Genomic DNA, 23,242 nt, shown 5'->3' on the forward strand with positions numbered 1-23,242 from the left:
TGCCGCGAAAGGGCTGCGAAGCAGCCCCATGGCTCAGTCCTGCGGCAACCCATACCGCTGGAACGACGACCGCTGCGGCACCCGGTACTGCGCCCGGCCCAGCAACTGGTTGAGGATCACCGCATTGCGCACCGGCCCCAGACCCAGGTCCGGCGAGCCGACGCCATGCTGGAAGATCTCCGCGTTCTGCACGAACACCCGGCCACTGCCGCCATCGCAACGCTGTGCGGTGAAATCCTCACCGACGATGCAGTCACCGTGCGTGTCGGTGGCCAGCACCGTGCCCTTGAGCTGCTCGAACCACTGCGGCCAGGCATGGGCATAGCCGGTCGCCGCGACAATCGCATCGGTTTCCAGCGTCGCCCGCTGGTCCAGTTGGCGGTGGCGGAAGGTCATGCGCAGGCCCGCCGAGGCCAGGTCCTCCACAGTCTCCACGTCGCAGTTGGACAACAACGTCAGCCCCGGCTCGCGCCCGCCGATGGAACGCTCGTAGATCAGGTCGTAGATTGCGCCGATGGTGGAGAAACTGATGCCCTTGTACAGCAGGCCCTGCTCCGCGACGATCTCGCGGCGCTTGTCGCGGTCCAGGGTGTGGAAGTAGTTCATGTAGGCCGGGGTGAAGCACTCCTGGCCAAGCTTGGAGTACTCCATGGGATGGAAGCCCCCCGACCGAGTAATCCAGTGGATCGACGCCCCCGCCTCCACCTGCTGCGGCGTCAACGCATTGAACAGGGCCAGCACGCACTCCGCCGCGCTCTGCCCGGAGCCGACCACCACCACGCGCCGGCACTGCTCCAGTTCGCCCTGGCGCTTGCCGAACTCCGCCGAGTGCAGCACCGGTGCCTGGCTGCGCGCGCGCGCCCAGGCCGGCAGCCACGGCCGGGTACCGAGGCCGATGGCCAGGTCGCGGCTGCTGTAGCGCCGCTCCAGGCCCGATACCGACACACTGTCGATGACGAAGCGCTCGCTGCCGCCATCGTAGCGCACCCCGGTGACTTCCTCGCCGAAGTGGCAGGCTGGCAGCTGGCGCGCGGCCCAGCGGCAATAGTGATCGTATTCGCGCCGGGGCACCTGGAAGTGGTCGTAGTAGTAGAACTGGAACAACCGGTCGTGCTGGTGCAGGTAGTTGAGGTAGCTCAGCGGGTGGCAAGGGTCGGCCAGGGTCACCAGGTCGGCGAGGAATGGCACCTGCAAGGTGGTGCCCGGCAGCAGCAGCCCCTCGTGCCAGCGAAATTCCGCCTTGCGCTCGAGGAACGCGCAGCGCAGCTCCGGGTGGCGCGACAGCAGCGCGGCCAGGCCCAGGTTGAACGGTCCGACGCCGATGCCGGCGATGTCTACGGTTGCTATGTCCATATGCTCGATGATTTCCCAAAAACTACGGATGGCGCCCTGGGCCGGGCCCAGGGCGGTTGATTCAGGCAGGCGTGGCGGCAAGCAGGCGCTCGACGTCTTCCACCGTGCGGCACGGCAACAACTGCGCGGGCGACAGGCGCACCGCGAAGGCCTCGCCCAGGCGTGCCGCCAGGGGTTTGAGGTGCTGCGGCCGCAGGCCCATGGCGAGGAAATCCCGGGCCGGTTGCGTGGCGCCGAGCACCTGCTGGTAGATCGCCAGCACCTGGGCGCAACGCTGCGGGTCACTGGGCGTCGCTGCCGGCGCCTGCTCGGTTTCGCCTTCCAGCAACGTGCGGGCGCGGCGGCGGTCCGGCTTGCCGTTGGCCGTCAACGGCAACTCGGCTACCTCGATGAAGCGCGTGGGCACGTGGGACTGCGCCAGCAGCGCCCGGGCATGCTCGCGTAGCGCCACGGCGCCGGGCGGCGCGCCGTTGCGCCGCACATAGAGCGCGCCGATGCAGGCCTCGCCCTGTTGCGTGTCGCCGTAGTCCACCACCAGCACCTGCTGCACCGCCGGGTGGCGGATCAGCTCGATCTCGATGTCCGGCAGCGACACGCGCACGCCGCGCACCTTTACATAGCCATTGACCCGGCTGTCGAACAGCAGCACGCCGTCCTCGCGATAGCGGCCACGGTCGCCGGTACGGAAGGCACACACCGGCGCGCCGTGCTCGTCGAGCACGCTGACGAAGTCGTTCTGCACCAGTTCGCCCTCCTGCAGGTAGCCCAGGGCCAGGCCCACGCCGCTGGTGTGAATACGCCCGGCGACGCCCTGCGGGCAATGCTCGCCGTGCTCGTCCAGCAGCCAGTAGCGATTGCCCGGCAGTGGCCGGCCGTAAGGCACCCTGGCACGGTCCTGGTCGCCGATCTCGTGCCAGATGCTCCAGATGGTGGTCTCGGTCGGCCCGCCAAGGGACACCAGACGCGCCGCTGGCAACTGCTCGCGCAGCTCGGCGATCACCGCCGGCTTGATGTAGTCGCCGCCCTGGGCCAGCAGGCGCAGGCTGTTCAGTCCGTCGCCCTGGCGGCAGGCCAGGAGCATTTCGAGGATGGCCGGCACCGAGCACCAGAGGCTCACGCCATGCTGCCTGACCAGCTGGTTCCAGCGCAGCGCGTCCTTCTCCTCGCCGGGCTCGGGCAACACCAGCGCCGCCCCGGCGCAGAGGCTGCCGAGCACGTCGAACACCGACATGTCGTGGTGCAGCGGGGTCACCGAGATGAACACATCGTCGCGACTGACCTGCCACTGTGCCAGGGTGCTGCCGATGACGTTCGCGGTGGCGCGGTTGTTCAGCACCACGCACTTGGGCTTGCCGGTGGTGCCGGAGGTGTAGAGGTAGTAGGCCGGCGCGCTGCTGGCCGACAAGGCCGCCAGGCCAGTCAGGTCCACGGTTGCCGGTGGACTCGCCAGCAGTGGACCGACTGCGTCGACCACCAGCGCCGGCTGGCAGTTGTCCAGCAGGTAGCGCAGGCGCTCCTCGGGCGCCGCCGCGTCGATCGGCACCCAGACCAGCCCGCTCAGGGCGCAGGCCAGGGTCGTCATGGTGTGCTCGGGGCCACGTGGCAGGCAGATGGCGACCACCTGGCCGGGGCGCAGCCCGCGAGCCTGGAATGCCCCGGCGATGCGACTCACGCCCTGCCCCAGTTCGGCATAGCTGATACGCCGTTCGCCGTGCAGCAAGGCAATGCGCCCATTGTCCGGGCCGAACAGGTTGTGGGCGATGCGCCCGAGGAAGTCGACAGGTTCGGCCTGTTCCTCACTACTGTTCAAGCGATAGTGACCAAGGTCGATGAACTGCCGTGCATGAATTTCGAAGGCAGCCTGCCCGGCCAACTGCTCCACCGCCTGGCCAAGGGCCGCGAGCAACTGTACGACCCAGCGGCCATCGACCGCTTGGCGGGCATAGTCGATCTCGAACGCCAGGCCTCCCTCGGCGGTGTTGCAGAAGCGGATGTCCATGGCCACCTGGGGCGTCTGGGTCAGGCCCGTGCGCAAGGTCATCGGGCCATCGACCGCGCCCACCGGCCAGGACAGGCCATTGGTCAACACCACCGGCAGTGCCGGGCCCGGGCCGTTGCTGTCGTATAGCAGGCGGGCCAGGTCCACACCGGAGAACGCCAGGTGCTGCAGCCCCTCCAGCACATCGGCCTGCAGGCGCTTGGCGCGCTCGGCGAGCGTGGGCAGGCTGCGTTGCCAATCGAGGGCGATAAAGCTGGAACGGTTGGCGAACGCGCCGTCCTGGGGCGGCGCCACCGGCACCGCCACGCACAGGCTGCCCTCATCGAGCCAGTGGCCGAGCACTTCCAGTACCACGGCCATGATCGTCGAGTTCTTGAACAGCCCCTCGCGCGCACCGGCGCGGCTCAGCGCCTTGAACGCCGGGGCCGGGATCACCTGACGCTGGCGTGCGTACCGGGCCACGCCGACCTTGTCCAGAGCGCAGCGCCACGGTAGCCGTGGCGCGCCATCAACCTCGGCCAGCTTTGACTTCCAATACTCGGCATCGGCTTTGCGCACCTCGCTTTGGTCGTTAACAGCCGCCGTCGGCTCGCTGGCGGTCAGCGGCTGGCAGTGCCCGTCGAACAGCTCGATCATCAAGCTGGCGATGGAGCGTCCATCGAGGATCAGTGCATCGAAGCGCACGAACACCACCAGCTCGCCCTGCGGCAGCTGGACGGCGGTGACATTCCAGGGTGGCCCGGCCAAGTCGAACAGCGCATGGGCGTAGACCTCACGACGGACGTCGAGCTGTGCCTGGGCCTGCTCGGCCGTCAAGGCGTGCAGGTCGATCACCTCCAGGTTGACCTGCACCTGGTCGCTTACCGACTGGGTCAGCGCCTGGGCGTCGATGCGGGTGCGCAGGCTGTCGTGGCGGCGCACCATGTCCATGAGGCGGCTGCGCAGCAGCGCCAGGTCCATGCGCCCGCGATACTCGCGAAACTCCTGCATGGCCACGCCACCCAGCGGCAGATGTTCGCCTCGCCCCAGCAGGTAGGCCTGCTGCAAGGCGTTCAAGGGACAATCCCGGCTGGCCGCGATCGCCAAAGGCTGTTGCAGCGCGCCCGTGTCGGCAGCCACCGCGACAGCCAGGGCAATGAAGCGCTCGAACAGCGTCTGGACCCAATCCGCCGGCAGTGCGTCCAGGCGCACATCCCAGTTGACCAGCAGGCCGCCATCGACCTGGGCCACCTGCGCGTCCAGTGCCACCTGCGGACCTTGGGAGATCACCCAGTCCATCGGCCCGAACACCCGGCCCACGCGCTCGGAGAACAGCTCGCCACCGGGCAGGTCCAGCCCTGCGGTGAACACCACCGGGGCCAGTTGCGGCGTGCCGTGATGGCGCGACAGGTCGCGCATCAGGTCCACGCCCGGATAGGCGCTGTGCGCCAGGCGCTCGACCAATTGCCGGTGCAGGTCCTGGCACAGCGCGGCAAGGCTGGTGACGCCGGTGAAGTCGACATCGACCAGCACCAGGTTGGCGAACTCGCCGACGATCCGTTGCACCGGCTCCAGCACCGGCTCGCGCCAGAACACCGGCACGTTCAGGCGCAGGCGGCGGTCCCCGGTGTGTTCGCCCAAGGCGCTGGCGAACAGCCCGAGCAGCAACGCCGACGAAGTGATCCGCTGCGCCCGCGCCGCCTGCTGCAAGGCGCGGTACTGGGCAGGTTCGAGCCGGGCGGCAAGGCGCTCGCTGCGCGCCGGCCCTGGCGGGAGCAAGGGTAATGAGGGCGCCGGGGCGATATGCGCCAGGCGTGCTCGCCACCAGCCGCGGTCACGGCTGCGGGCGGCGCGCAGGTCGGCATCGGCACGCACCTGGTCCAGCCAGTCGAAGTAGCTCGGCGTGGTCGGCAGCACGGTTCCAGGGGTGTCGTACAGCCGGGCCAGGTCTTCCATCAGTACCCGGAAGCTCGACGGGTCCACCGCGATCATGTCGGTGTCCACATGCAGCCGGCTGGCATTGCCCGGCAGCAGGCTGAGGCCGAAGCGTGCGCCCTGGCCGACATTCAGGTCCAGGCGCTGGTGGCTCCACTGGCGACGTTTCTCCAGCAGGCGCCGCTCCACGGCCGGCCCGTCCAGGTGGCTGAAATCCTCCAGCTCCAGCTGGGCGCACAGCGCCTCGTCGATGGTCTGCCGCCCCTGCCCGTCGATGCGCAGCCTGAGCATCGAATGCGCCCGGTACAGCCCCTCAAGTGCGCCCGTCAGGCGCGCCACATCGATGGCCTGGCCATCGAACTCGGCATACAGGTGAGCGCTGACGCCACCCAGTGCCGCATGTGCATCCCGCCCGATCCAACAGGCGGCCTGCATCGAAGTTAACTCTCTCATCGCTTACCCGCGTGGTTGACAAATCCATGTGTTTCGCGTCCTCATATTTACTAACGAGAATGATTATATTTCAAGGTTTTCTTTCTCACCCATCGCCAAGGAGGCTACCCATGAAGACAGGCACCCTGCGTTTGCAAGACAGGGACACCGTGCCGCTCATCCAAGAGGACTCGAGCTTTTCATTCACATCCGGCGACCGCGAACTGAGCGTCAGCGGTCTGCGCGAGCGTATCGACACCCCGGCGCAAGGAAGCCATCTGGCCGGCGGCGCACTGCGGCGCAGCATCGACCAGGCCTTCGAACGCGCCCGCCAGGCGGGGCAGGACAACCCGATCGTGGTCGGCGCCATCCCTTTCGACACCACCCAGGCTTGCAGCCTGTACGTCCCCCAGGCCTATGCCTGGCAGGCGCGCACCGCGGCTCCCGCCCAGGCCGGCGCACTGCCGGCGTTGCTCAGCCAGGCCAACATCCCCGACGAACACGGCTTCAAGCGCGCCGTGCGCCACGCCATCGTCAACTTCCAGCACAGCGATGTGCGCAAGGCCGTGCTCTCGGTGCAGCGTGAACTGCACTTTGCCGCACCCGTGGACCCGGCACAGGTGCAGGCCAACCTGAAAGCACTGAACCGCGAGGGCTACCACTTCCGCGTGCCCCTGGCCGATGGCGCCACCCTGCTGGGTGTGAGCCCGGAGCTGCTGGTGCACAAGCAAGGCACGGCGTTCGTCAGCAACCCGCTGGCCGGCTCGGTGCGGCGCATGGCCGACCCTGAGGCCGACCGCGCCAATGCGCAATGGCTGGCGGCGTCGGAGAAGGACCACTACGAGCACCGTCTGGTCACCGAGGACATCGCCCAGCGCGTCGGCGAACTGTGCAGCCGCCTGCAGGTTCCCGAGCGACCGTCGCTGATCAGCACCGCCGCGCTGTGGCACCTGTCCACCCGCATCGAGGGCGAACTGGCCACGGCCGATATCGACGCCCTGCAACTGGCCTGCCGCCTGCACCCGACCCCCGCCGTGTGCGGCTATCCCACCGAGCGGGCACGCCAGTTGATCCGTTTCGTCGAACCCTTCGAGCGCGGCCTGTTCACCGGGATGGTCGGTTGGTGCGACGCCCAGGGCAACGGCGAGTGGGTGGTGACCATCCGCTGCGGCACCTTTAACGGCCAGCGCGTGCGCCTGTTCGCCGGCGCCGGCATCGTCGAGGCCTCCAGCCCCGATACTGAATGGAACGAAGTACAGACCAAGCTCGGCACCATGCTGCGTGCCTGCGGCCTGGACCATTGACCTCAAATCCGTTTTCCGAGACCTTCATGACTATCGAATTCACCCCCTGGCCGGCGGACCGGGCGCAGCGCTATCGCGCCGCCGGCTACTGGAACGACCAGCCGCTCAGCCAGTTGCTGATCGAGCGCGCCGCCGCGCAGCCACAAGCACCGGCGATCCTCTGCGGCGAGCGCCGCATCAGCTACGGCGAACTGGACCGGCGCGCCTCCAACCTGGCCTCGCGCCTGGCCGCCCACGGCCTGGGCCAGGGCGACACGGCGCTGGTGCAGTTGCCCAACGTCGCCGAGTTCTACATCGTGCTGTTTGCCCTGTTCAAGGCCGGCATCGCCCCGGTCAACGCGCTCTACAGTCACCGCCAGCACGAGCTGGGCGCCTTTGCCCGGCAGATCCACCCCGCGTTGCTGATCGCCTCGGCCGAGCACGAAGTGTTCCGCAACGACGCGTTCCTCGACGACCTGGCCAAGGAAGGCCTGCGTCCGAAGCTGACGCTGATGCTCGATGCCCTCGACGACTGGAGCGCCAGCGCCGACGTGCGCGGTACCCACTACGCGCCCAGCCCAGCCGGCGCAGTGGCGCTGTTCCAGCTGTCCGGCGGCAGCACCGGCACTCCCAAGCTGATTCCGCGCACCCACAACGACTACGCCTACAGCGTGCGCGCCAGCGCGCAGATCTGCGCCCTGGACAGCGACACACGCTTTCTCTGTGCCCTGCCCGCCGCACACAACTACACCCTCAGCTCGCCCGGCGGCCTTGGCGTGCTGCATGCCGGTGGCTGCGTCGTCATGGCGGCCAATCCGGAGCCGCTCAACTGCTTCGCCTTGATCGAGCGCCACGCCGTGACCATGGTCGCCCTGGTGCCCAGCGCCGTGGCCCTGTGGCTGCAGGCCGCGCCTGGGCACGCGGCCAAGCTGCGCAGCCTGCGCCTGCTGCAGGTCGGCGGCGCCAGCTTCGCCGAGGCCCTGGCCCGGCAGGTTCCCGAGGTGCTGGGCTGCAGGCTGCAACAGGTGTTCGGCATGGCCGAGGGCCTGGTCAACTACACCCGCCTGGATGACAGCAACGAGCAGGTGTTCACCACCCAGGGCCGGCCGATAAGCGAGCTGGACGAGGTGCGCATCCTCGACGAACAGGGCCAGCCGGTCGCCGACGGCGAGCCGGGCATGCTCGCCACCCGCGGCCCCTACACCTTCTGCGGCTACTACAAAAGCCCCGAGCACAACGCCCAGGTGTTCGACCAGGACGGCTTCTACCACTCCGGCGACATCGTCCAGCGCAGCGCCGACGGCAACCTGCGGGTGGTCGGCCGGGTCAAGGACCAGATCAACCGCGGCGGCGAGAAGGTCGCCTCGGAAGAGATCGAGAACCTGATCGTCATGCACCCGGACGTGACCCACGCCGCCCTGGTGGCGCTGCCCGACGACCTGCTCGGCGAAAAGAGCTGCGCCTTCATCGTCTCGCGCAATCCGCAGCTCAAGCCGATTGCCCTGCGCCGTCACCTGATGGGCCTGGGCATCGCCGAGTACAAGCTCCCGGACCGGATCCGGCTGATCGACGCCATGCCGCTGACCGCAGTGGGCAAGATCGACAAGAAGCAACTGCGCGCGCTGCTCGCCGTTGCCCCGACCGCCTGACCGTCCAAGGACCCGACATGACCATTCCAACCATCCACGACTATGCCATGCCACAGCGGGCCAGCTACCCGGCCAACAAGACCCAGTGGCAGCCCGACCCGGCCCGCGCCGTGCTGCTGATCCACGACATGCAGCGCTATTTCCTGCGCTTCTACCAGCCCGACGGCGCCCTGCTCACCGCCCTGGTGGACAACCTGTCGCGGCTGATCCAGTGGGCCCGCGAGCAGGGCATCCCGGTGGTCTACACCGCCCAGCCCCATGAACAGCCGCCCGAGGACCGCGCCCTGCTCAACGCCATGTGGGGCCCGGGCCTGCCGGCGGCCAGCCCCGAGCAGCAACCGATCATCGACGCCCTGGCGCCGCAGCCGGGCGATACCGTGCTGACCAAGTGGCGCTACAGCGCCTTCCAGCGCTCCGACCTGCTCGAGCGCATGCGCGGTTGGCAGCGTGACCAGCTGCTGATCGGTGGCGTGTACGCTCATATCGGCTGCATGATCACCGCCGCCGACGCCTTCATGAACGATATCCAGGCCTTCCTGGTGGGCGATGCGGTGGCCGACTTCTCCGAGGAGGAGCACCGTCTGGCCCTGAAGTACGTGGCCACCCGCTGCGGCCATGTCACCGATACCGCCACCCTGCTGACCCAGCCCGCGGGCGTGACCACCCGTGACTGGCTGCACGGCCGGGTGCGCCAGATGATCGAGGACGACAGCGAGCTCGATCCCCAGGAAAGCCTGATCTTCTATGGCCTGGATTCGCTGCAGGTGATGAAGCTGGCCGCCGAGCTCAAGCTGCGCGGCATCGCCGTCAGCTTCGAGGAGCTGGCCAACGCGCCGACCCTGGATGGCTGGTGGTCGCTGGTGCAAGCGCGGGGTGCCGCCTGATGGCCATGGCCCGTTTCACCGGCCGGCGCGTGCTGGTCACCGGTGCCGCCAGCGGCATTGGCCGCTGCGTGGCGCAACAGTTTCTCGACGAAGGCGCCGAGGTCATCGGCCTGGACTGCGAGGAGGCCGACGTGCCGTTCCCGCTGCTGCATGTCGACCTGACCGACCCGGCCGATGTGCAGCGGGTCTGCGACCGCCTCAAGGAGCAGGCGCAGTACCTCGATGTGCTGGTCAATGTCGCCGGCGTGCTGCGCCTGGGGCGCAGCGACGAAGTGTCCTGCGAGGACTGGCAGCGCTGCCTGGATGTCAACGTGAGCGCGCCGTTCTACCTGATGCGCCAGTGGACCCCGGTGTTCCGCCGCCAGCGCCGCGGCGCCATCGTCAATGTCGCCTCCAACGCCGCCCACGTGCCGCGCCTGAACATGGCCGCCTACTGCGCCTCCAAGGCCGCTCTGGTCAGCCTGAGCCACTGCGTGGGCCTGGAACTGGCGCCCTATGGCGTGCGCTGCAACGTGGTCTCGCCGGGTTCGACGCGCACGCCGATGCTCGCCGGCATGCTCGGCGACCCGGCGCTCGAGTGCCAGCTGGTCGACGGCCTGCCCGGGCAGTTCAAGCTCGGCGTGCCGCTGGGCAAGATCGCCACGCCCGACGACATCGCCAATGTGGTGCTGTTCCTGGCCTCCGAGCAGGCCGGCCACGTGACCCTGCAGGATATCGTGGTCGACGGCGGCGCCACCCTGGCCGCCTGAGCCTGATGCGGCACTGACAAGGACTTTCACCCGCACCGCGCTCGGCCCTGGCTGGCCGAGCGCGCACCATGGAGCTGGACATGACATTCTCACCCGCCAACCACAAGCGTCTCGAGGCTTTCTGGCAATACTGCCTCACCCACCAGTACTTCAATGTCGGCTACCCCGAGTCAGCCGACTTCGACTACAGCCTGCTGCACCGTTTCATGCGCTTTTCCATCAACAACTGCGGCGACTGGAACGAGCCCAGCAACTACCTGCTCAACTCCTTCGACTTCGAGCGCGAGGTGATGCGCTGCTTCGCCGAGCTGTTCCACATCCCGTTCGAGGACAGCTGGGGCTACGTCACCAACGGCGGCACCGAAGGCAACATGTTCGGCTGCTACCTGGCCCGCGAGCTGTTCCCCGCCGCCACCCTCTACTACTCCAAGGACACCCACTACTCGGTGGCCAAGATCGTCCGCCTGCTGCGCATCAAGGCCCAAGTGGTGGAGTCCCAGGCCAACGGCGAGATGGACTACGACGACCTGGTCGCGCGGATCGCCGCCGATGGCGAGCGCCACCCGATCATCTTCGCCAATATCGGCACCACCCTGCGCGGCGCCACCGACAACATCGCCACCATCCAGCAACGCCTGGCCCGGGCCGGCATCCGCCGCGAGGACTACTACCTGCATGCCGACGCGGCCCTGAGCGGCATGATCCTGCCCTTCGTCGACGCCCCCGAGCCCTACTCGTTCGCCGACGGCATCGACTCGATCTGCGTCTCCGGACACAAGATGATCGGCTCGCCGATGCCCTGCGGCATCGTCGTGGCGCGGCGTGGCAACGTCGAGCGCATCTCGGTGGAAATCGACTACATCAGCGCCCGCGACCAGACCATCAGCGGCTCGCGCAATGGTCACACGCCACTGATGATGTGGGCCGCCCTGTGCAGCCGGTCGCGGGAGGACTGGCGCGCACGCATCCAGCGCTGCCTGGACCTGGCCCAGCACGCGGTGGACCGGCTGCGGGCGGCCGGCATCGAGGCCTGGCGCAACCCCAACTCGATCACCGTGGTGTTCCCCTGCCCCTCGGCCAGCGTGTGGAAACGCCATTGCCTGGCCACCTCGGGCGACACCGCGCACCTGATCACCACTGCCCATCATCAGGACAGCGCACAGATCGACGCCCTGCTCGACGAGGTGATCGCTGACCTCAAGTCTCGCACCCGATACCCGCTGCAGGCGCCACTGGTGGATGGCCTGGGCAGTCGTACCCGAGTCTACAGCACGGCAGGACTACCCCGGCCGGAGCCGCTGCCGGGCCATGCCAGACCCGCGCGCGACAGCGGCCTTGCCCGCCTCAAGGACAGCGATATCTGAACGCTTGGTCGTCTTTACAACCATTTACATGTAAGCCTTTTCTTACGGCGCACTGCTCCGGGACCTTGCGCGCCGAAAAACAGGGGGCGGGCCTGCCCGCCGCCTCGGCACCGTGACGGGGCACCGCGTTGCAGACACCGGTCGCCCCCCGTTTGACGGCCCATGGCGTGGCTCTATAGTCCGTTTCCTGGCAGCGGCAAGGATTTCCGCTGGCCTTGGACAAGAACCCGCCATGTACAGGAGTCGTATGATGGCCATGCTCACGGATGACGCACCCTCGCCTCACCCTCTACACACATCACCCAGCCGCGCCGACCTGCGACGACATCCCCGTCACTGACCCCTGCACCCACCCCGCCACGTGCCTGTGACCCGCCTTGGGCGGTCACTGCATTCGTTCGCCTTCAATAAAGACAAAAGGTGCGTCATGACTGCGACCCGTTCGCCGCAAACGGCCGTTGCGCCGTTGCCGGAAACCGAATCACTGCGTTATCGCCCGGCCAGCCCCGCCGATATCGAAGCCCTCGCCGCGCTGTTCCAGCAGGTGTATGGGCAGACCACCCACCCCTGCCAGAACCCGGGCTATATCCACTACTCCATGGGCAGTGGGCAACAACAGTGGTTCGTTGCCGAGGCCGAGGGCCAGCTGCTCGGTTGCTGCTGCATCGCCCGTCGCCCCTGGAACCGCTCGTGGGAAGTCTGCCACGGGGTCATCCACCCCGATGCGCGCAGGACCGGCGCCATCTCCAGCCTGATCCGCCTGGGCTTTGAGACCCACCGGCCCGAGCCCGTGGAACTGGGCTTCTACATCACCCGCAACATCGCAAGCCACAGCGTCATGAACAAGATCCGCCCCGCCGTGCTGGTGGGGCATGACGGCGGCCCGGACACGGTCGACGGCCTGCGCGAATATCACCTGACCGCCATCCAGCCGGTGCTCCAGGCCGGTTTTGTCCATGTTGCGCCCTGGTACGTGACCACCCGCGCCGCCGACTTCGTCCGCCGCCTGCTCTACCCCGCCCTGCGCCTCGGCGTCACTCCCGGCAGCTACCCGGAGACCTTCCTGAGCGGCCCCACCGGCGCCGAACGCCATGGCCAGCTCAGCTACACCCACGATCCCAAGGCCGGCGCGCTGATGCTGTCGGGCCAGTGCGGTCGCTACCTGTCAAGCCAAGCCGTGCTGGCGGAGCTGGGCGCACTGCTGCGCCAACATGCGCAGGCCGAGTATGTCAGCCTGGTGATCCTGGCCGACAAGCTCGAACTGCTGGCCAGCCTGCGCCGCCTGGGTTTTGCCATCACCGCCTACCTGCCGGCCTGGCACCTGGAGAACGGCACGCGCTACGACTGCATCCAGCTGGTGTTCCAGGACTTCGACGTGGCGCCGCGCAGCCACGGCTTCGACGACGACATCGCCCGCTTCGACCTGGCCTACGCGCACCTGGCCAACAACCTCTGCAGCCTTCCCGCGGCCCCGGCTTCCCGGGCCGCCAGCTAACCGATCGGAGTTTTTGCAAGTGACCAAGGACCAATGGCTTAGTGTAAGAAAACAGATCCCCGACGGCGCCCGGGAACCCTGGACCGTGATGCTTTGGGTCGCCGACCTGGCGTTGTTGGCGGTGGCCTGGAACCTGTGGCTCGCCGACTCCACCGCCTTGCAGTTGCTGGGCCTGGTGCTGGCAGGCCTGGCCACCGTGCAGCTCTACCTGATCATGCACGAGGCGACCCACGGCGCCGCCTCGGCCAACCGTCGGCTCAACGACTTCATCGGCCACTGCGACGGCTGGCTGATCGCCTTGCCGTTCCTGGTCCGTCGGCGCTTCCACATGGCCCACCACACCTGGACCGCACACCCGGTGAACGACCCGGAGAACCGCGGCATGATCGAGCGCTTCTCGGTGATGACGAAAAAGCAGGAGCGCACCCTGGAGTTCGTCTGGAAGCACTGGATCCCGATGATCGCCGCCAACCATTTCCTGCTCAACTGGCGCGCGCCGTTCATTGCCCGGGCCAAGGGCGACAGTTCGCCGAGGATTCTCAAGGAGATCCGCTTCGCCCGCCTGTACCTGGCCGGGTACGTGGCGGCGGCCGTGCTGGCCTGGAGCCTGGGGCACCTGCTGGACCTGGTGCTGTTCTACGGGATCACCTGGGTGTTCCTGTTCTTCATGGTCGAGCTGCTCAACCTGCCCCACCACGCCGAGGCGCCGTTGCTTGCGCGGGACGCCGACCGCCTGCAGTTCTGGGAGCAGGACGGCGTGTCCCATGACTGCAAGGACCTGCCGCTGTGGTCGCGCTATGTGATCCTCAACTTCAACCTGCATATCGTCCACCACGCCTTCCCCTCGGTGCCGTGGTACCGGTTGGCCCAGGTGCAGAAGCTGCTGAGCGAGCATGAGGTCGGCCATGCGCCGTCGCAGACCCATGAGTGGGAGTTCGCGGTGAAGAACCGGCGGCGGCCGTTGTTGCAGCTGATGGGGCATTTCTTCGATCAGCGGGGTTGAGGCCCTGGGGCTGCGATGCAGCCCTTTCCGGCCGGTCCGACGCCTCGGCAAGGCCGCTCCTACACAGGCACGCGATAACCTGTAGGAGCGGCCTTGTGCCGCGAAAGGGGCGCAACGCGCCCCCAGCGATCCTCAGCCCTGAAAATATCGATTGGGCACATACCGCAATCCCAGATTCTCCCGCAACGTGCGCCCCTCATACTCACGCCGGAACAACCCCAGCCGCTGCAACTCGGGCACCACCTGCCCGACAAAATCGTCCAGCCCACCCGGCAGGTGGGTAAACAGCAGGTTGAAGCCATCCGCCGCCCCTTCCTCGAACCAGCAGGCCATCTCCTCGACGATCTGCCCCGGCGTGCCCACCAGCAGCCGGTGCCCGCCCGCGCCGAGCCTGGCCAGCAACTGCCTGGCGGTGGGCCGTTCGCGGCGGATCAGGTCCACCACCAACTGCTGGCGGCTCTGGTGCCGCTCGGTCAACGGCAAAGGGTCCGGCAGCACCACCGGGGCATCCGCCGGTAACTGCTCCAGGTCGATGCCGATGTCCAGCAGGAACGACAACGCCTTGAGCGCCGCCTCCGGATCCACCAGCGCCTGCAGTTGCTCGTGCTTTTCCTGGGCTTCGCTGACCGTGCGCCCCACCACCGGTGCCAGGCCCGGAAATACCAGCAACGACTCCGGCTCCCGCCCGGCCAGCGCCAGGCGCTGGTGCATGTCGGCGTAGAACGCCCGGCCCTCGTTCAAGGTCTGCTGGGCAGTGAACACCAATTCGGCGCTGCGCGCCGCCAGCGCCCGGCCGGCCTGCGAGGAACCGGCCTGGGCAATCACCGGCCAGCCTTGCACGGGGCGTGGGGCATTCAACGGGCCACGCACCCGAAAATGCGCGCCCTGGTGCTCGAGCACCCGCATGCGCGCAGGCTCCAGCCAGGTGCCTGAGGCCTTGTCCAGCGGGAAGGCATCGTCCGCCCAGCTGTCCCAGAGCCCGGTGACCACGTCGAAGAACTCCTCGGCGCGGGCGTAACGATCAGCATGGGGCAGGTGCGCCCCCTGGTTGAAGTTCTCGCCACCGATCAGCGCGGTCACCAGGTTCCAGCCGGCGCGGCCACCGGACAAGTGATCGAGGGAGGCAAATGTGCGGGCAATGTTGTACGGCTCGTTGAAACTGGTGTTGGCGGTGGCGATCAGGCCGATATGGCGGGTTACCACCGCCAGCGCCGGCAACAGGGTCAGCGGGTCCCAGCGCAGGCTGTAGGCGCTGCTGCGCAGCACCCGAGGGTCCAGCTCGCCGACGGCGACGTTGTCGTTGAGGAACAGCGCATCGAAACGCCCGCGCTCCAAGGTCTGGGCGTACTGCCGGTAGCGCTCGAAGTTGATCGAGGCATCGGCGTCCGCCTGCGGGTGTCGCCAGCTGCCGGCGTGAGCGCCGGCGCCGGAGAGAAAGGCGCCCAGCCGCAGGCGGCCGTCACGCCTTGCCATGGCTGGGCTCCTGGGCGGGTACGGTTGCCTTCTTCGCTCGCAGCAGCAGGGTCACGCTACCCCAGACCAGCAACAGGCTGACGGCGAGGAACACCATCAGCGCCTGGTAACCGTCGAGGAACGCGGCATGCACCCAGCCCTGCAGGACATCGTCGCCCTGCCCCAGGTGCTCGGCCAACAAGGTCGCACCCTGCTCCGGCGCAGCCGCCGCCCGGGCCAGCCAGTCGGTCTGCACCGGCACGCCCGTGGCTGCGGACAGCGTGTCGACCGCCACCGCCCGGTACAACCCCACCCCGACTGCCAGCCCCAGCCCGCCGCCGACATTGTGCAGGGTCATCAGCGAGCCCATGGCCACCGAGCTCACCTGCTGCGGCACCGACGAGATCCCCAGCACCGTCGAGGGCCCGAGGATGCAGGCCCAGCCCAGTCCCATCACAGCGAAGGCGCCCAACAGATGCACCAGCGAGGTGTGCTCGCCGAATGCTGCCTGCAGCACGGCGGACAGCACGAACAGCAGCAGCCCGGCCTGCACCAGCAGCGCCGGGCCCTTGCGGTCCACCAGGCGGCCCACCAGCGGCGACAGCAACGCCACCCCGAGCGTTGTCGGCAACAACAGCAGGCCGCTGGCCTGCACGCTCTCGCCACGGATCAACGCCAGGTACAGCGGCATGACGAAGAATGCCACGCAATAGAACACCGCCAGGCCGAAGCTGGCGGTGACCGCCGCGACGAAACGGCGGTTGGCGAACAGGCGCAGGTCGATGATCGGTGCATCGACCCGCAACTCGACCCCAACGAAGACCAGCAAGGCGAGCAGCGCCACCGCCAGCAGGCCCAAGGTATTGGCCGAGGTCCAGCCCCAAGCGGCGCCCTGGACGATCACCAGCACCAGGCTCGGCAAGCCCACCAGCAACAGCAGCGCGCCCAGCCAGTCGAGCCGCGCGCCCTCCTCGCCGGCCCGCGACTCGTCCGCCGCCACGGCGATGATCGCCAGGCTCAGCAGCACGAACGGCACGTTGACCAGGAAGATCCACTGCCAGCCGAAGGCGCTGGTGATCAGCCCGCCCAGCACCGGCCCCGCGGCAAGACCAATGCCGTTGACCCCGAACAGCACGCCGAAGGCCTTGCCCTGCTCCTCGCTGGCGAAGGTGGCCGCGACGATCGCCCCCGACGCGGTGTACAGCACCGCGCAGGCCAGGCCCTGGGCGACCCGGGCCGCCACCAGGGTGTCGATGCCGGTGGCCAGCCCCGCCGCCAGCGAGGCCAGTCCGAACACTCCCAACCCGATATTCAGCACCCGTCGGCGGCCTTTCAGGTCGGCCAGCCGGCCGACCAGCACCATGGCGCTGGAAAGCGCCAGGATGAAGCCGTTGATCACCCACTGCAGGCTGTCCACCGAGGCGCCGAGGTCGGCCTGCAGCGCCGGCAGCGCGGTATTGACGATGGTGAAGTCGACGCAGCCGAGAAAACTGGCGATGCTCACACCGAGCAAAGCCCACCATTTGCGTTGCTGTTGCGCAAAAACGCCCATGGAAACTCCTGTTCCGGATTTCAGTATGAAGGCCGTCGTCCGTGTGGCGTGGGGCCGGGATTGCGAAGACTCAGATGGCAATGGCGCTGGCGGCCCAGGCCGGATGCACCGCTCCTGGCAGGGTGAAGGGAATCGGGATGCCGCGCTTCTTGAACTTCAGCGGCAGCCAGTGCACCCGCTCCGGCGCGTGCGGCTCGACCAGCAGGCGCCGGGCGGTGGCCATGGCATCGGTCATCTGCTGCGGGTAGATCACGTAGTCGTATCCCTCCTCGGCCCACTGCGGCAGGATGATCGGCACCTCCTCGAGGATGTACTCGCGGCATTGGGCGGCGGCGCGCTCCAGATCCGCCTCGGGGTCGCGCAATCGCAAACGCTCGATGAACACGCCGATGGTCGCCTCGATGGCGCCGCGCAGGTCCTCGCTGTCGCGGTACAGCTGGTTCACCTGCTGGCGCAGCTCGGCGTAGCGGTCCGAGGCCAGCTCCTGGTTCCAGCGGCTGATGCGCACCGGCGCCTCGAGCCCGGCCAGGTACTTGCGATTGCGCGCCAACCACGCGTCGCCGTCGCGGATCGACGCCGACAGCGCCTCGCCCGGCGACTTGCCGTGCTTGTTGTGGCGCTGCAGGGTGTCGGCCACCACCACCTTCACCTGGCTGAAGCCGGATTTGTTGATCAGGTGCACGGTGGAGCTGAGCTTGTGCTCCTCGTGGTATTCCTGGCCCACGCTGACCGCCAGCACGCAGCGCTTGCCGGTGAAGTCCAGTTCTTCGCCGCCCTTGTTGAAATAGGCTTTGAGGTTGATCGCTTCCACATTGCTCATGTCGCTTAGCTCCAGTAGGCCAAAGGCTGGTCGTCGCCGAAATAACCGATGAATACGCCGAGGGTGACCCGGGTGCTGGTGGCCGAAGGGCGCACCGCGTGGATCAGCCGCGGGTTGAGGAAGATCAGGTCGCCCGGCTCGGGCTTGACCACCAGGTCCGGCGGCGGCAGCAGGTGGCGCTCGATGCCGTAGGCGCGCTGGCCACGCAGGCGCTGGTATTCGGCCTCGTCCGGGTGCAGGTTCCAGATCTCCAGCTCGCCGCCGTCCTCGGGGATCTGCAGGTAGATGTTGGTCGACAGCTGGGTGAGCAGCCGCGGCTGGTGGTCGGCCGGGGCGTTGCGCGCCAGGTCGTCGGTATGCGGCGTGAGGTCGACATTGTTGCCCTGGAAGCGGGCAATGCCGACGAAGCACTTCTGCCCGTTCACATCCAGCAGCCGCGCCCCCTTGGGCCAGACCTCGTCGAGCAGCAGGCGCAGGTGATCGATGGGCGACGCCAGCGGGCCGAAGGCGCTGCGGATCTTGCGGATGTTGCCGATGGCCTGGCCGTGATACTCGGCGCGGCTGGCTTCGTCCTTGATCTCGATATAGGCCTTGCCCAGGCGCACGAACTCGGTCTGTTCGCTGAAGGCGCCGCGCAGTTCGTGATGGCTCAGGCGCTCCAGAGCCAGGGCCACGGTATCGGCGGGTGCGAAGCCTTTGATCAGGATGCCCAGTGTACGGGCGTGAATCACATCGTCTAACTGTGCGGCGGTCAACTCCTCGACCGTGGTAATTGTCAGCATGAACACTCCCTCGCCTATTCCTGAACGGTTTGACTGCACCTGTGATGGGCGGATAACCGGCGACATCCGATGGTCGCCAGGCCATCTTCAGCAAGCGGCAAGCACTTGTGAAATATCGTTTTTCTCTAGCGTCAAAACTTTTTCAAAATATTACAGAGCAACTTCAACCATTATCAGCAATGCGCATGAACATTATAAAAATGACAACTTGGCTCATGTGTTACGGACAACTTTCACTGAACTTTCGCGCCTCATTGAACTGCCTGTCCACCTGTTGTTCGGCAACGAAGCCCGGACCGATCACCCCCTCGTCCCGGTACAGCCTGGCGGTGTCGGCCAGGTCCCTGACCAGGGCGTCGTCCACCGCGACCCGGCGTGGCTGTGAATAGCGGTTCGAGCGCAGGTGCACTTCCAGTGGCAGCCCGCTCTGGCGGGCCTGGATCGCCGAGAATTGCTCGACATGAGCGTTGGCCCAGTCCCAGGCGCGGCCGACCCGATGCAGGAAATCCCGCAGTTGCGCCGGCTTGTCGCGAATCGCCGCGGGGTTGGCCACCAGCAGCATGTTGCCGGCGAACAAACCTTCGCCGCTGACCAGCACCCGCGTGCCGCCTTCGAGCTGGACCATGCTGGTGTACGGATCCCAGGTGGCCCAGGCATCGGCGCCGCCGTTGGCCAGCAGGCTGCGCGACTCGCCCGGCTGGAGGAACACGAACGTGGCGTCGCGGCCTTTATGGCCGCTGGCGCGCAATGCGGCCAGCGCCAGGTAATGGCCGATGGAGCCACGGGTGGTGGTGATGCGCCGGCCCACCAGCGACGCCGCGTCGGTCAGGGGTGAACTGTCGGGCACGACAATTGCCACCGCCGTGGGCGTCACCTGCAGGCGCACCACCCCGACGGTCTTGAGCCCGGCGCCGGCCGCCGTGGCGAACACGAACGGCGCGGTGCCCAGGGTGCCGATATCCACCGCGCCGGCCGCCAGGGCTTCGGCGGTGGGCGCGGCAGCGCCGAAGGCGGCGAACTCCAGAGGGTATGGCACATCGTCGAGCTCGCCGGCGGCCTGCAGCAGCACCTGCAGCGAGTTCTTCTGGCTGGAGACGCGCAGGGTTTCGTCGGCGTGTGCGATCCCCAGCATCAGGCACAGCAACCCCGCCAGGATGTAACGCCCCCTGAATCCCGTGGGAGCGGGCTTGCCCCGCGATGCAGGCAGCGCGTTGGATGGCACCGGCTCTGCCGGTGATCGCGGGGCAAGCCCGCTCCCACGCTCAATCATGCAGGAAACTCCCATGGCTGGCCGGCGTGTGACACGCCCAGCATCAGGCACAGCAACACGCCAGCGAGCCACGCCCCTGTGGGAGCGGGTTTACCCGCGAATGGCACACCGCGGTGGATGGCACCGGCCATGCCGGTGTTCGCGGGTGAACCCGCTCCCACAGGAAAGCCGTCAGCTTCGCGAGTACCCATCAGAACGCCAGGCTCACACGGCCGTAGTAGTACCCCCCACCCAGTCCATAAGGCGAGAACATGCCGTACTCGTAGGTCCCGGCCCAGGGCACGATGCCGATCTTGTCCGGGTACTTGTCGAACAGGTTGTTGGCGCCCAGCGCCACTGTGATGTTCTGGGTGAGGTCGTAGGCCACGTCGATATCGGTGATCCACTTGGCGCCGTAGGTTCGGTCGTTGGCCGGGATGTTCGAGCCTTCGGTGTACTCGCCGTAGCGGGTCAGGGTCAGGTTCACCGTCCAGTCGTCGACCTTGTAGTTGCTGTTGAGGATCCACTTGTCCTTGGGTGTGGCCTTGGTCAGGTCGATCTGCTGCTGGCGGTCGAACAGCACGTAGCCCGCGCCCAGGCTCGACAGGCTCGCCGGGGTGTCGGCCAGGTCGCGGATGCTGGTCTTGTTGTGGTTGTAAGCCAGGCTCCAGCGCACGGTGCCGTACTCGGCCAGCGGCTGGCGATACTCGGCCACCAGGTCGACACCCTTGGTGCGGGTGTCGGCGGCGTTGGCAAAGTATTGCCCCGAGAGGTCCGGCGACAGGCCGTTGGCCACCAGGATGCTCGACACGGCGGGGCCGGTGAGCACGCCGGTCTGCAGGATGCGGTCGTCGATGTCGATCAGGTAGAAGTCGGCGGTCAGGCGCAAGCGGTCGGTGGGTTCGGCGGTGAAGCCCAGGCTGTAGTTGCGCGACTTTTCCGGCTCCAGGGTCTGGGCACCCAAGGCGATGGCCTCGGGCGAGCCTGGGCGCATCTGCTTGGTGCGCGCCGTGCTGGTGCTGCCGCCGGCGCCGAAAATGGTCACCGAACTGGTCGAGGAAAACACGTTCTGCGCCAGCGACGGCGCGCGGAAGCCATTGCTCACCGCGGCCCTGACCGCATAGCCCGGGGCGAACTCGTAGCGGGTGGTGAACTTGCCGCTGACGGTCTCGCCGACCTCCTGGTTGTAGCGCTCATAGCGCAGGGCGAAGGCGCTGTACCACTGTGGGGTGAGGTTAATACCGAAGTCGACATAGGCCGCGCCGCTGTGGCGGATCATCTGCCCGGCGTCCTCCGGGGTGGTGCCGTTGACCGAGAACAGCCCCGGGTCCGGGCGCCGCCCGGCCAGCGGGCCGCTGGGGATCACATAGTCGCCGTAGTTGTAGGAATTGGGCTCGCCCTCGGTAAGCTCGTACTTCTCCCAGCGGTACTCGACGCCGAACGAGGTTTCCAGCGGACTGCTCCAGCCGATATCCAGGGCCCGGCTGAAATCCAGGTTGGTGGTCCACTGGTCGAAGATCTCGTCGGTCAGGTGGAAGCGCCGCTGGCTCAGCAACGGGTCGTTGGACAGGTTGAGGTTGTTGTCGGTGTACAGCTTGGCCTTGTCGCGGCCATAGGTGGTCGACAGGTCCCAATCCCAGTTGGCGGCCAGTCCCTTGAGGCCAGCGAGCACTTGGTAGTCGGTCTCCTCCACTTCGCGGGTGGCCTGGCCGCCTTTCGGATAAGGCGCGTTGGGCAGCCAGTTGGTGGCGGTGATGTCGGTGGGCGCGCGGTGGCCGAGGACTTTCTTGCCATCGCGGTAGCTGAGGGTGGAGAACGAATACAGCTTCAGGTCCTCGCCCAGCGGCAGTTCCAGGTTGTAGGCGCCACTGTAGGTGCGGTCGCGGCCCAGGCCGTACTCCTCGCCCCAGCCGTGACGCTCTGTCAGGCGCGGGTCGGGCTGGCCGTTGGCCAAGGTGGTGAAATTGCCGCGCACGGCGCCGGCGCGGTCGTAGGGCTCCTGCACCTTGGCGTCGAACGACAGGTTGAGGAAGCCGCCGTCACCCAGGCCGAAGCCGGCATTGGCCGCCTCATGGCCGCTGGTGCCGTCGCCAGCGTAGTACTGGCCGAGCGAACTGTCGGAGGTGATGCCCTCGGCATCCTGCTTGAGGATGATGTTGATCACCCCGGCGATGGCGTCGGAGCCGTACTGCGCCGCCGCGCCGTCGCGCAGCACCTCGATGCGCTCGATCGCCGCGGTGGGAATCAGGTCGAGGTCCACCGGCACCGCGGCGGTGCCGACCCGGGCGTTGTTGTTGATCATCGCCGTGTTGTGCCGGCGCTTGCCGTTGACCAGGATCAACACCTGGTCGCCGCCCAGGCCGCGCATGCTGATGCCGCGCACCAGGAATGCAGTGCCGCCGCCGTTGATGGTCGGCGCGTTGAACGAGGGCAGCAGGCGCGTGAGCATGTCCTTGAGGCCGTTCTGGCCGCTGGTGCGCAACTGCTCGCCGGAAATCACGTCCACCGGCACCGGGCTGTCGGTCACGGTGCGCTGCTGGCTGCCGCGCACGCCGGTCACCACCACGGTGGACAGCGCCGGGTCTTCGGCGGCCATGGCCTCGCCAGCCAGGCTCAGGGCCAGGGCGGTGGCCACGGGGGAAAGCTTGAAGGTCTTGGGCATCTGCGGATATTCCTTGTGGCGACCATGGCCCGGCCGCCGCTATCGGGTTCGGGGTTCAACGGGCCTTGGCGGCGACCGCCTCGACTTCGATCAGGGCGCCGGGCAACACCAGCCCGGCCACCTGCACCGTGGTGCGTGTCGGTTTCAACGGTTGACGGTCATTGCCGAAGAACTGGCGGAAGCCGCGCTGCAGGCCGTCGAAATCCATGCGGCCCTGCAACCCCGGGTCGCCCACCAGGTACACCCGCAACTGCACCACGTCGCCCAGGCCCAGCCCGCGCGGCGCCAGGGCGGCCTCGACCTTGCGCAGCACCGCCACGGTCTGCGCCTCGGTGTCGCCGCTGGCGCGCAGCTCGTCCTTGGCCGCCTTGGGGTCGGCCGGGTCGGGCAGGATGCCGGAGACGAAGGTCAGCGCCGTGCCCGGCGGCAGGGTCGCCGACTGCAGGATCGGCGAGTTGGGATAGGTCGAGGGGACGCGCTCGATATCGGCGGCCTGGCTGGCCGCGGCGAACAGGACCCCCAACCCCAGAAGGGCGTGCTTGAAAGGCATGGCGAAGCTCCACTGATGTGTAGGCGCCAGCCTCGGAGGTCCGCTACCTG

The 23,242-nt window shown here is 67.6% G+C and carries 16 protein-coding genes; 7 read left to right on the top strand and 9 right to left on the bottom strand.

All coding sequences use genetic code 11. The features are described from left to right. Positions 1–33: 33 nt before the first annotated feature. Positions 34–1,353 carry a putative histamine N-monooxygenase gene (basC, locus tag PRtIB026_RS16375; protein WP_203646450.1) on the bottom strand — a complete coding sequence of 440 codons (1,320 nt, stop codon included), beginning with the start codon at positions 1,351–1,353 and terminating at the stop codon, positions 34–36. A gap of 61 nt (positions 1,354–1,414) precedes the next feature. Beyond that, on the bottom strand, positions 1,415–5,701 hold the full coding sequence (locus tag PRtIB026_RS16380) for an amino acid adenylation domain-containing protein (protein WP_267812518.1): 4,287 nt from the start codon (positions 5,699–5,701) through the stop codon (positions 1,415–1,417). A 128-nt stretch (positions 5,702–5,829) separates the two neighbouring features. Here PRtIB026_RS16380 and PRtIB026_RS16385 point away from each other — a divergent pair, with 128 nt between their 5' ends. From PRtIB026_RS16385 to PRtIB026_RS16415, 7 genes are all read left to right on the top strand, one after another. Further along, positions 5,830–7,002, top strand: coding sequence for an isochorismate synthase (locus tag PRtIB026_RS16385; protein WP_110737067.1), 1,173 nt, complete (start codon positions 5,830–5,832; stop codon positions 7,000–7,002). A 26-nt stretch (positions 7,003–7,028) separates the two neighbouring features. Continuing rightward, positions 7,029–8,630: a (2,3-dihydroxybenzoyl)adenylate synthase gene (locus PRtIB026_RS16390; RefSeq protein ID WP_203646448.1), complete on the top strand. Its 1,602-nt coding sequence runs from the start codon at positions 7,029–7,031 to the stop codon at positions 8,628–8,630. 17 nt (positions 8,631–8,647) lie between these two features. Then, positions 8,648–9,514, top strand: a complete 867-nt coding sequence (locus tag PRtIB026_RS16395; protein WP_203646446.1) for an isochorismatase — start codon at positions 8,648–8,650, stop codon at positions 9,512–9,514. Then, complete coding sequence (gene dhbA / locus PRtIB026_RS16400) at positions 9,514–10,263, top strand: 2,3-dihydro-2,3-dihydroxybenzoate dehydrogenase (protein ID WP_203646444.1); 750 nt, start codon at positions 9,514–9,516, stop codon at positions 10,261–10,263. The genes PRtIB026_RS16395 and dhbA overlap by 1 nt, the downstream gene beginning before the upstream one ends. A gap of 80 nt (positions 10,264–10,343) precedes the next feature. Further along, positions 10,344–11,627 (top strand): histidine decarboxylase, encoded by a 1,284-nt coding sequence (locus PRtIB026_RS16405; RefSeq protein WP_203646442.1) that lies wholly within the window; start codon positions 10,344–10,346, stop codon positions 11,625–11,627. A 427-nt stretch (positions 11,628–12,054) separates the two neighbouring features. Continuing rightward, positions 12,055–13,122 (top strand): GNAT family N-acetyltransferase, encoded by a 1,068-nt coding sequence (locus PRtIB026_RS16410; protein ID WP_203646440.1) that lies wholly within the window; start codon positions 12,055–12,057, stop codon positions 13,120–13,122. Between the two features lie 88 nt (positions 13,123–13,210). Then, positions 13,211–14,125, top strand: a complete 915-nt coding sequence (locus tag PRtIB026_RS16415) for a fatty acid desaturase family protein (protein ID WP_244671009.1) — start codon at positions 13,211–13,213, stop codon at positions 14,123–14,125. Positions 14,126–14,257: 132 nt separating this feature from the next. On the opposite strand, the gene PRtIB026_RS16420 is transcribed toward PRtIB026_RS16415, so the two are convergent. The 7 genes from PRtIB026_RS16420 to PRtIB026_RS16450 form a co-directional block, all read right to left on the bottom strand. Further along, on the bottom strand, positions 14,258–15,598 hold the full coding sequence (locus tag PRtIB026_RS16420) for an LLM class flavin-dependent oxidoreductase (protein ID WP_203646436.1): 1,341 nt from the start codon (positions 15,596–15,598) through the stop codon (positions 14,258–14,260). Continuing rightward, on the bottom strand, positions 15,585–17,129 hold the full coding sequence (locus PRtIB026_RS16425; protein WP_244670886.1) for an MFS transporter: 1,545 nt from the start codon (positions 17,127–17,129) through the stop codon (positions 15,585–15,587). Before PRtIB026_RS16425 ends, PRtIB026_RS16420 begins: the two co-directional genes overlap by 14 nt. Positions 17,130–17,199: 70 nt before the next feature. Further along, entirely contained in the window at positions 17,200–17,949 is a 750-nt protein-coding gene (locus tag PRtIB026_RS16430; RefSeq protein WP_050705754.1) for a tRNA-dependent cyclodipeptide synthase, read from the bottom strand. Between the two features lie 5 nt (positions 17,950–17,954). Beyond that, positions 17,955–18,731, bottom strand: coding sequence for a 2OG-Fe(II) oxygenase (locus PRtIB026_RS16435; protein WP_050705786.1), 777 nt, complete (start codon positions 18,729–18,731; stop codon positions 17,955–17,957). A 220-nt stretch (positions 18,732–18,951) separates the two neighbouring features. Then, positions 18,952–19,863: an aliphatic sulfonate ABC transporter substrate-binding protein gene (locus PRtIB026_RS16440; RefSeq protein WP_244670883.1), complete on the bottom strand. Its 912-nt coding sequence runs from the start codon at positions 19,861–19,863 to the stop codon at positions 18,952–18,954. Between the two features lie 328 nt (positions 19,864–20,191). After that, positions 20,192–22,642, bottom strand: a complete 2,451-nt coding sequence (locus tag PRtIB026_RS16445) for a TonB-dependent receptor plug domain-containing protein (protein WP_203646432.1) — start codon at positions 22,640–22,642, stop codon at positions 20,192–20,194. A gap of 55 nt (positions 22,643–22,697) precedes the next feature. Continuing rightward, complete coding sequence (locus tag PRtIB026_RS16450) at positions 22,698–23,192, bottom strand: RidA family protein (protein ID WP_110737047.1); 495 nt, start codon at positions 23,190–23,192, stop codon at positions 22,698–22,700. Between the last annotated feature and the right edge of the window lie 50 nt (positions 23,193–23,242).

It is taken from the genome of Pseudomonas sp. RtIB026 (assembly GCF_016861355.2).
GTDB classification, from domain to species: Bacteria; Pseudomonadota; Gammaproteobacteria; order Pseudomonadales; family Pseudomonadaceae; genus Aquipseudomonas; species Aquipseudomonas peradeniyensis.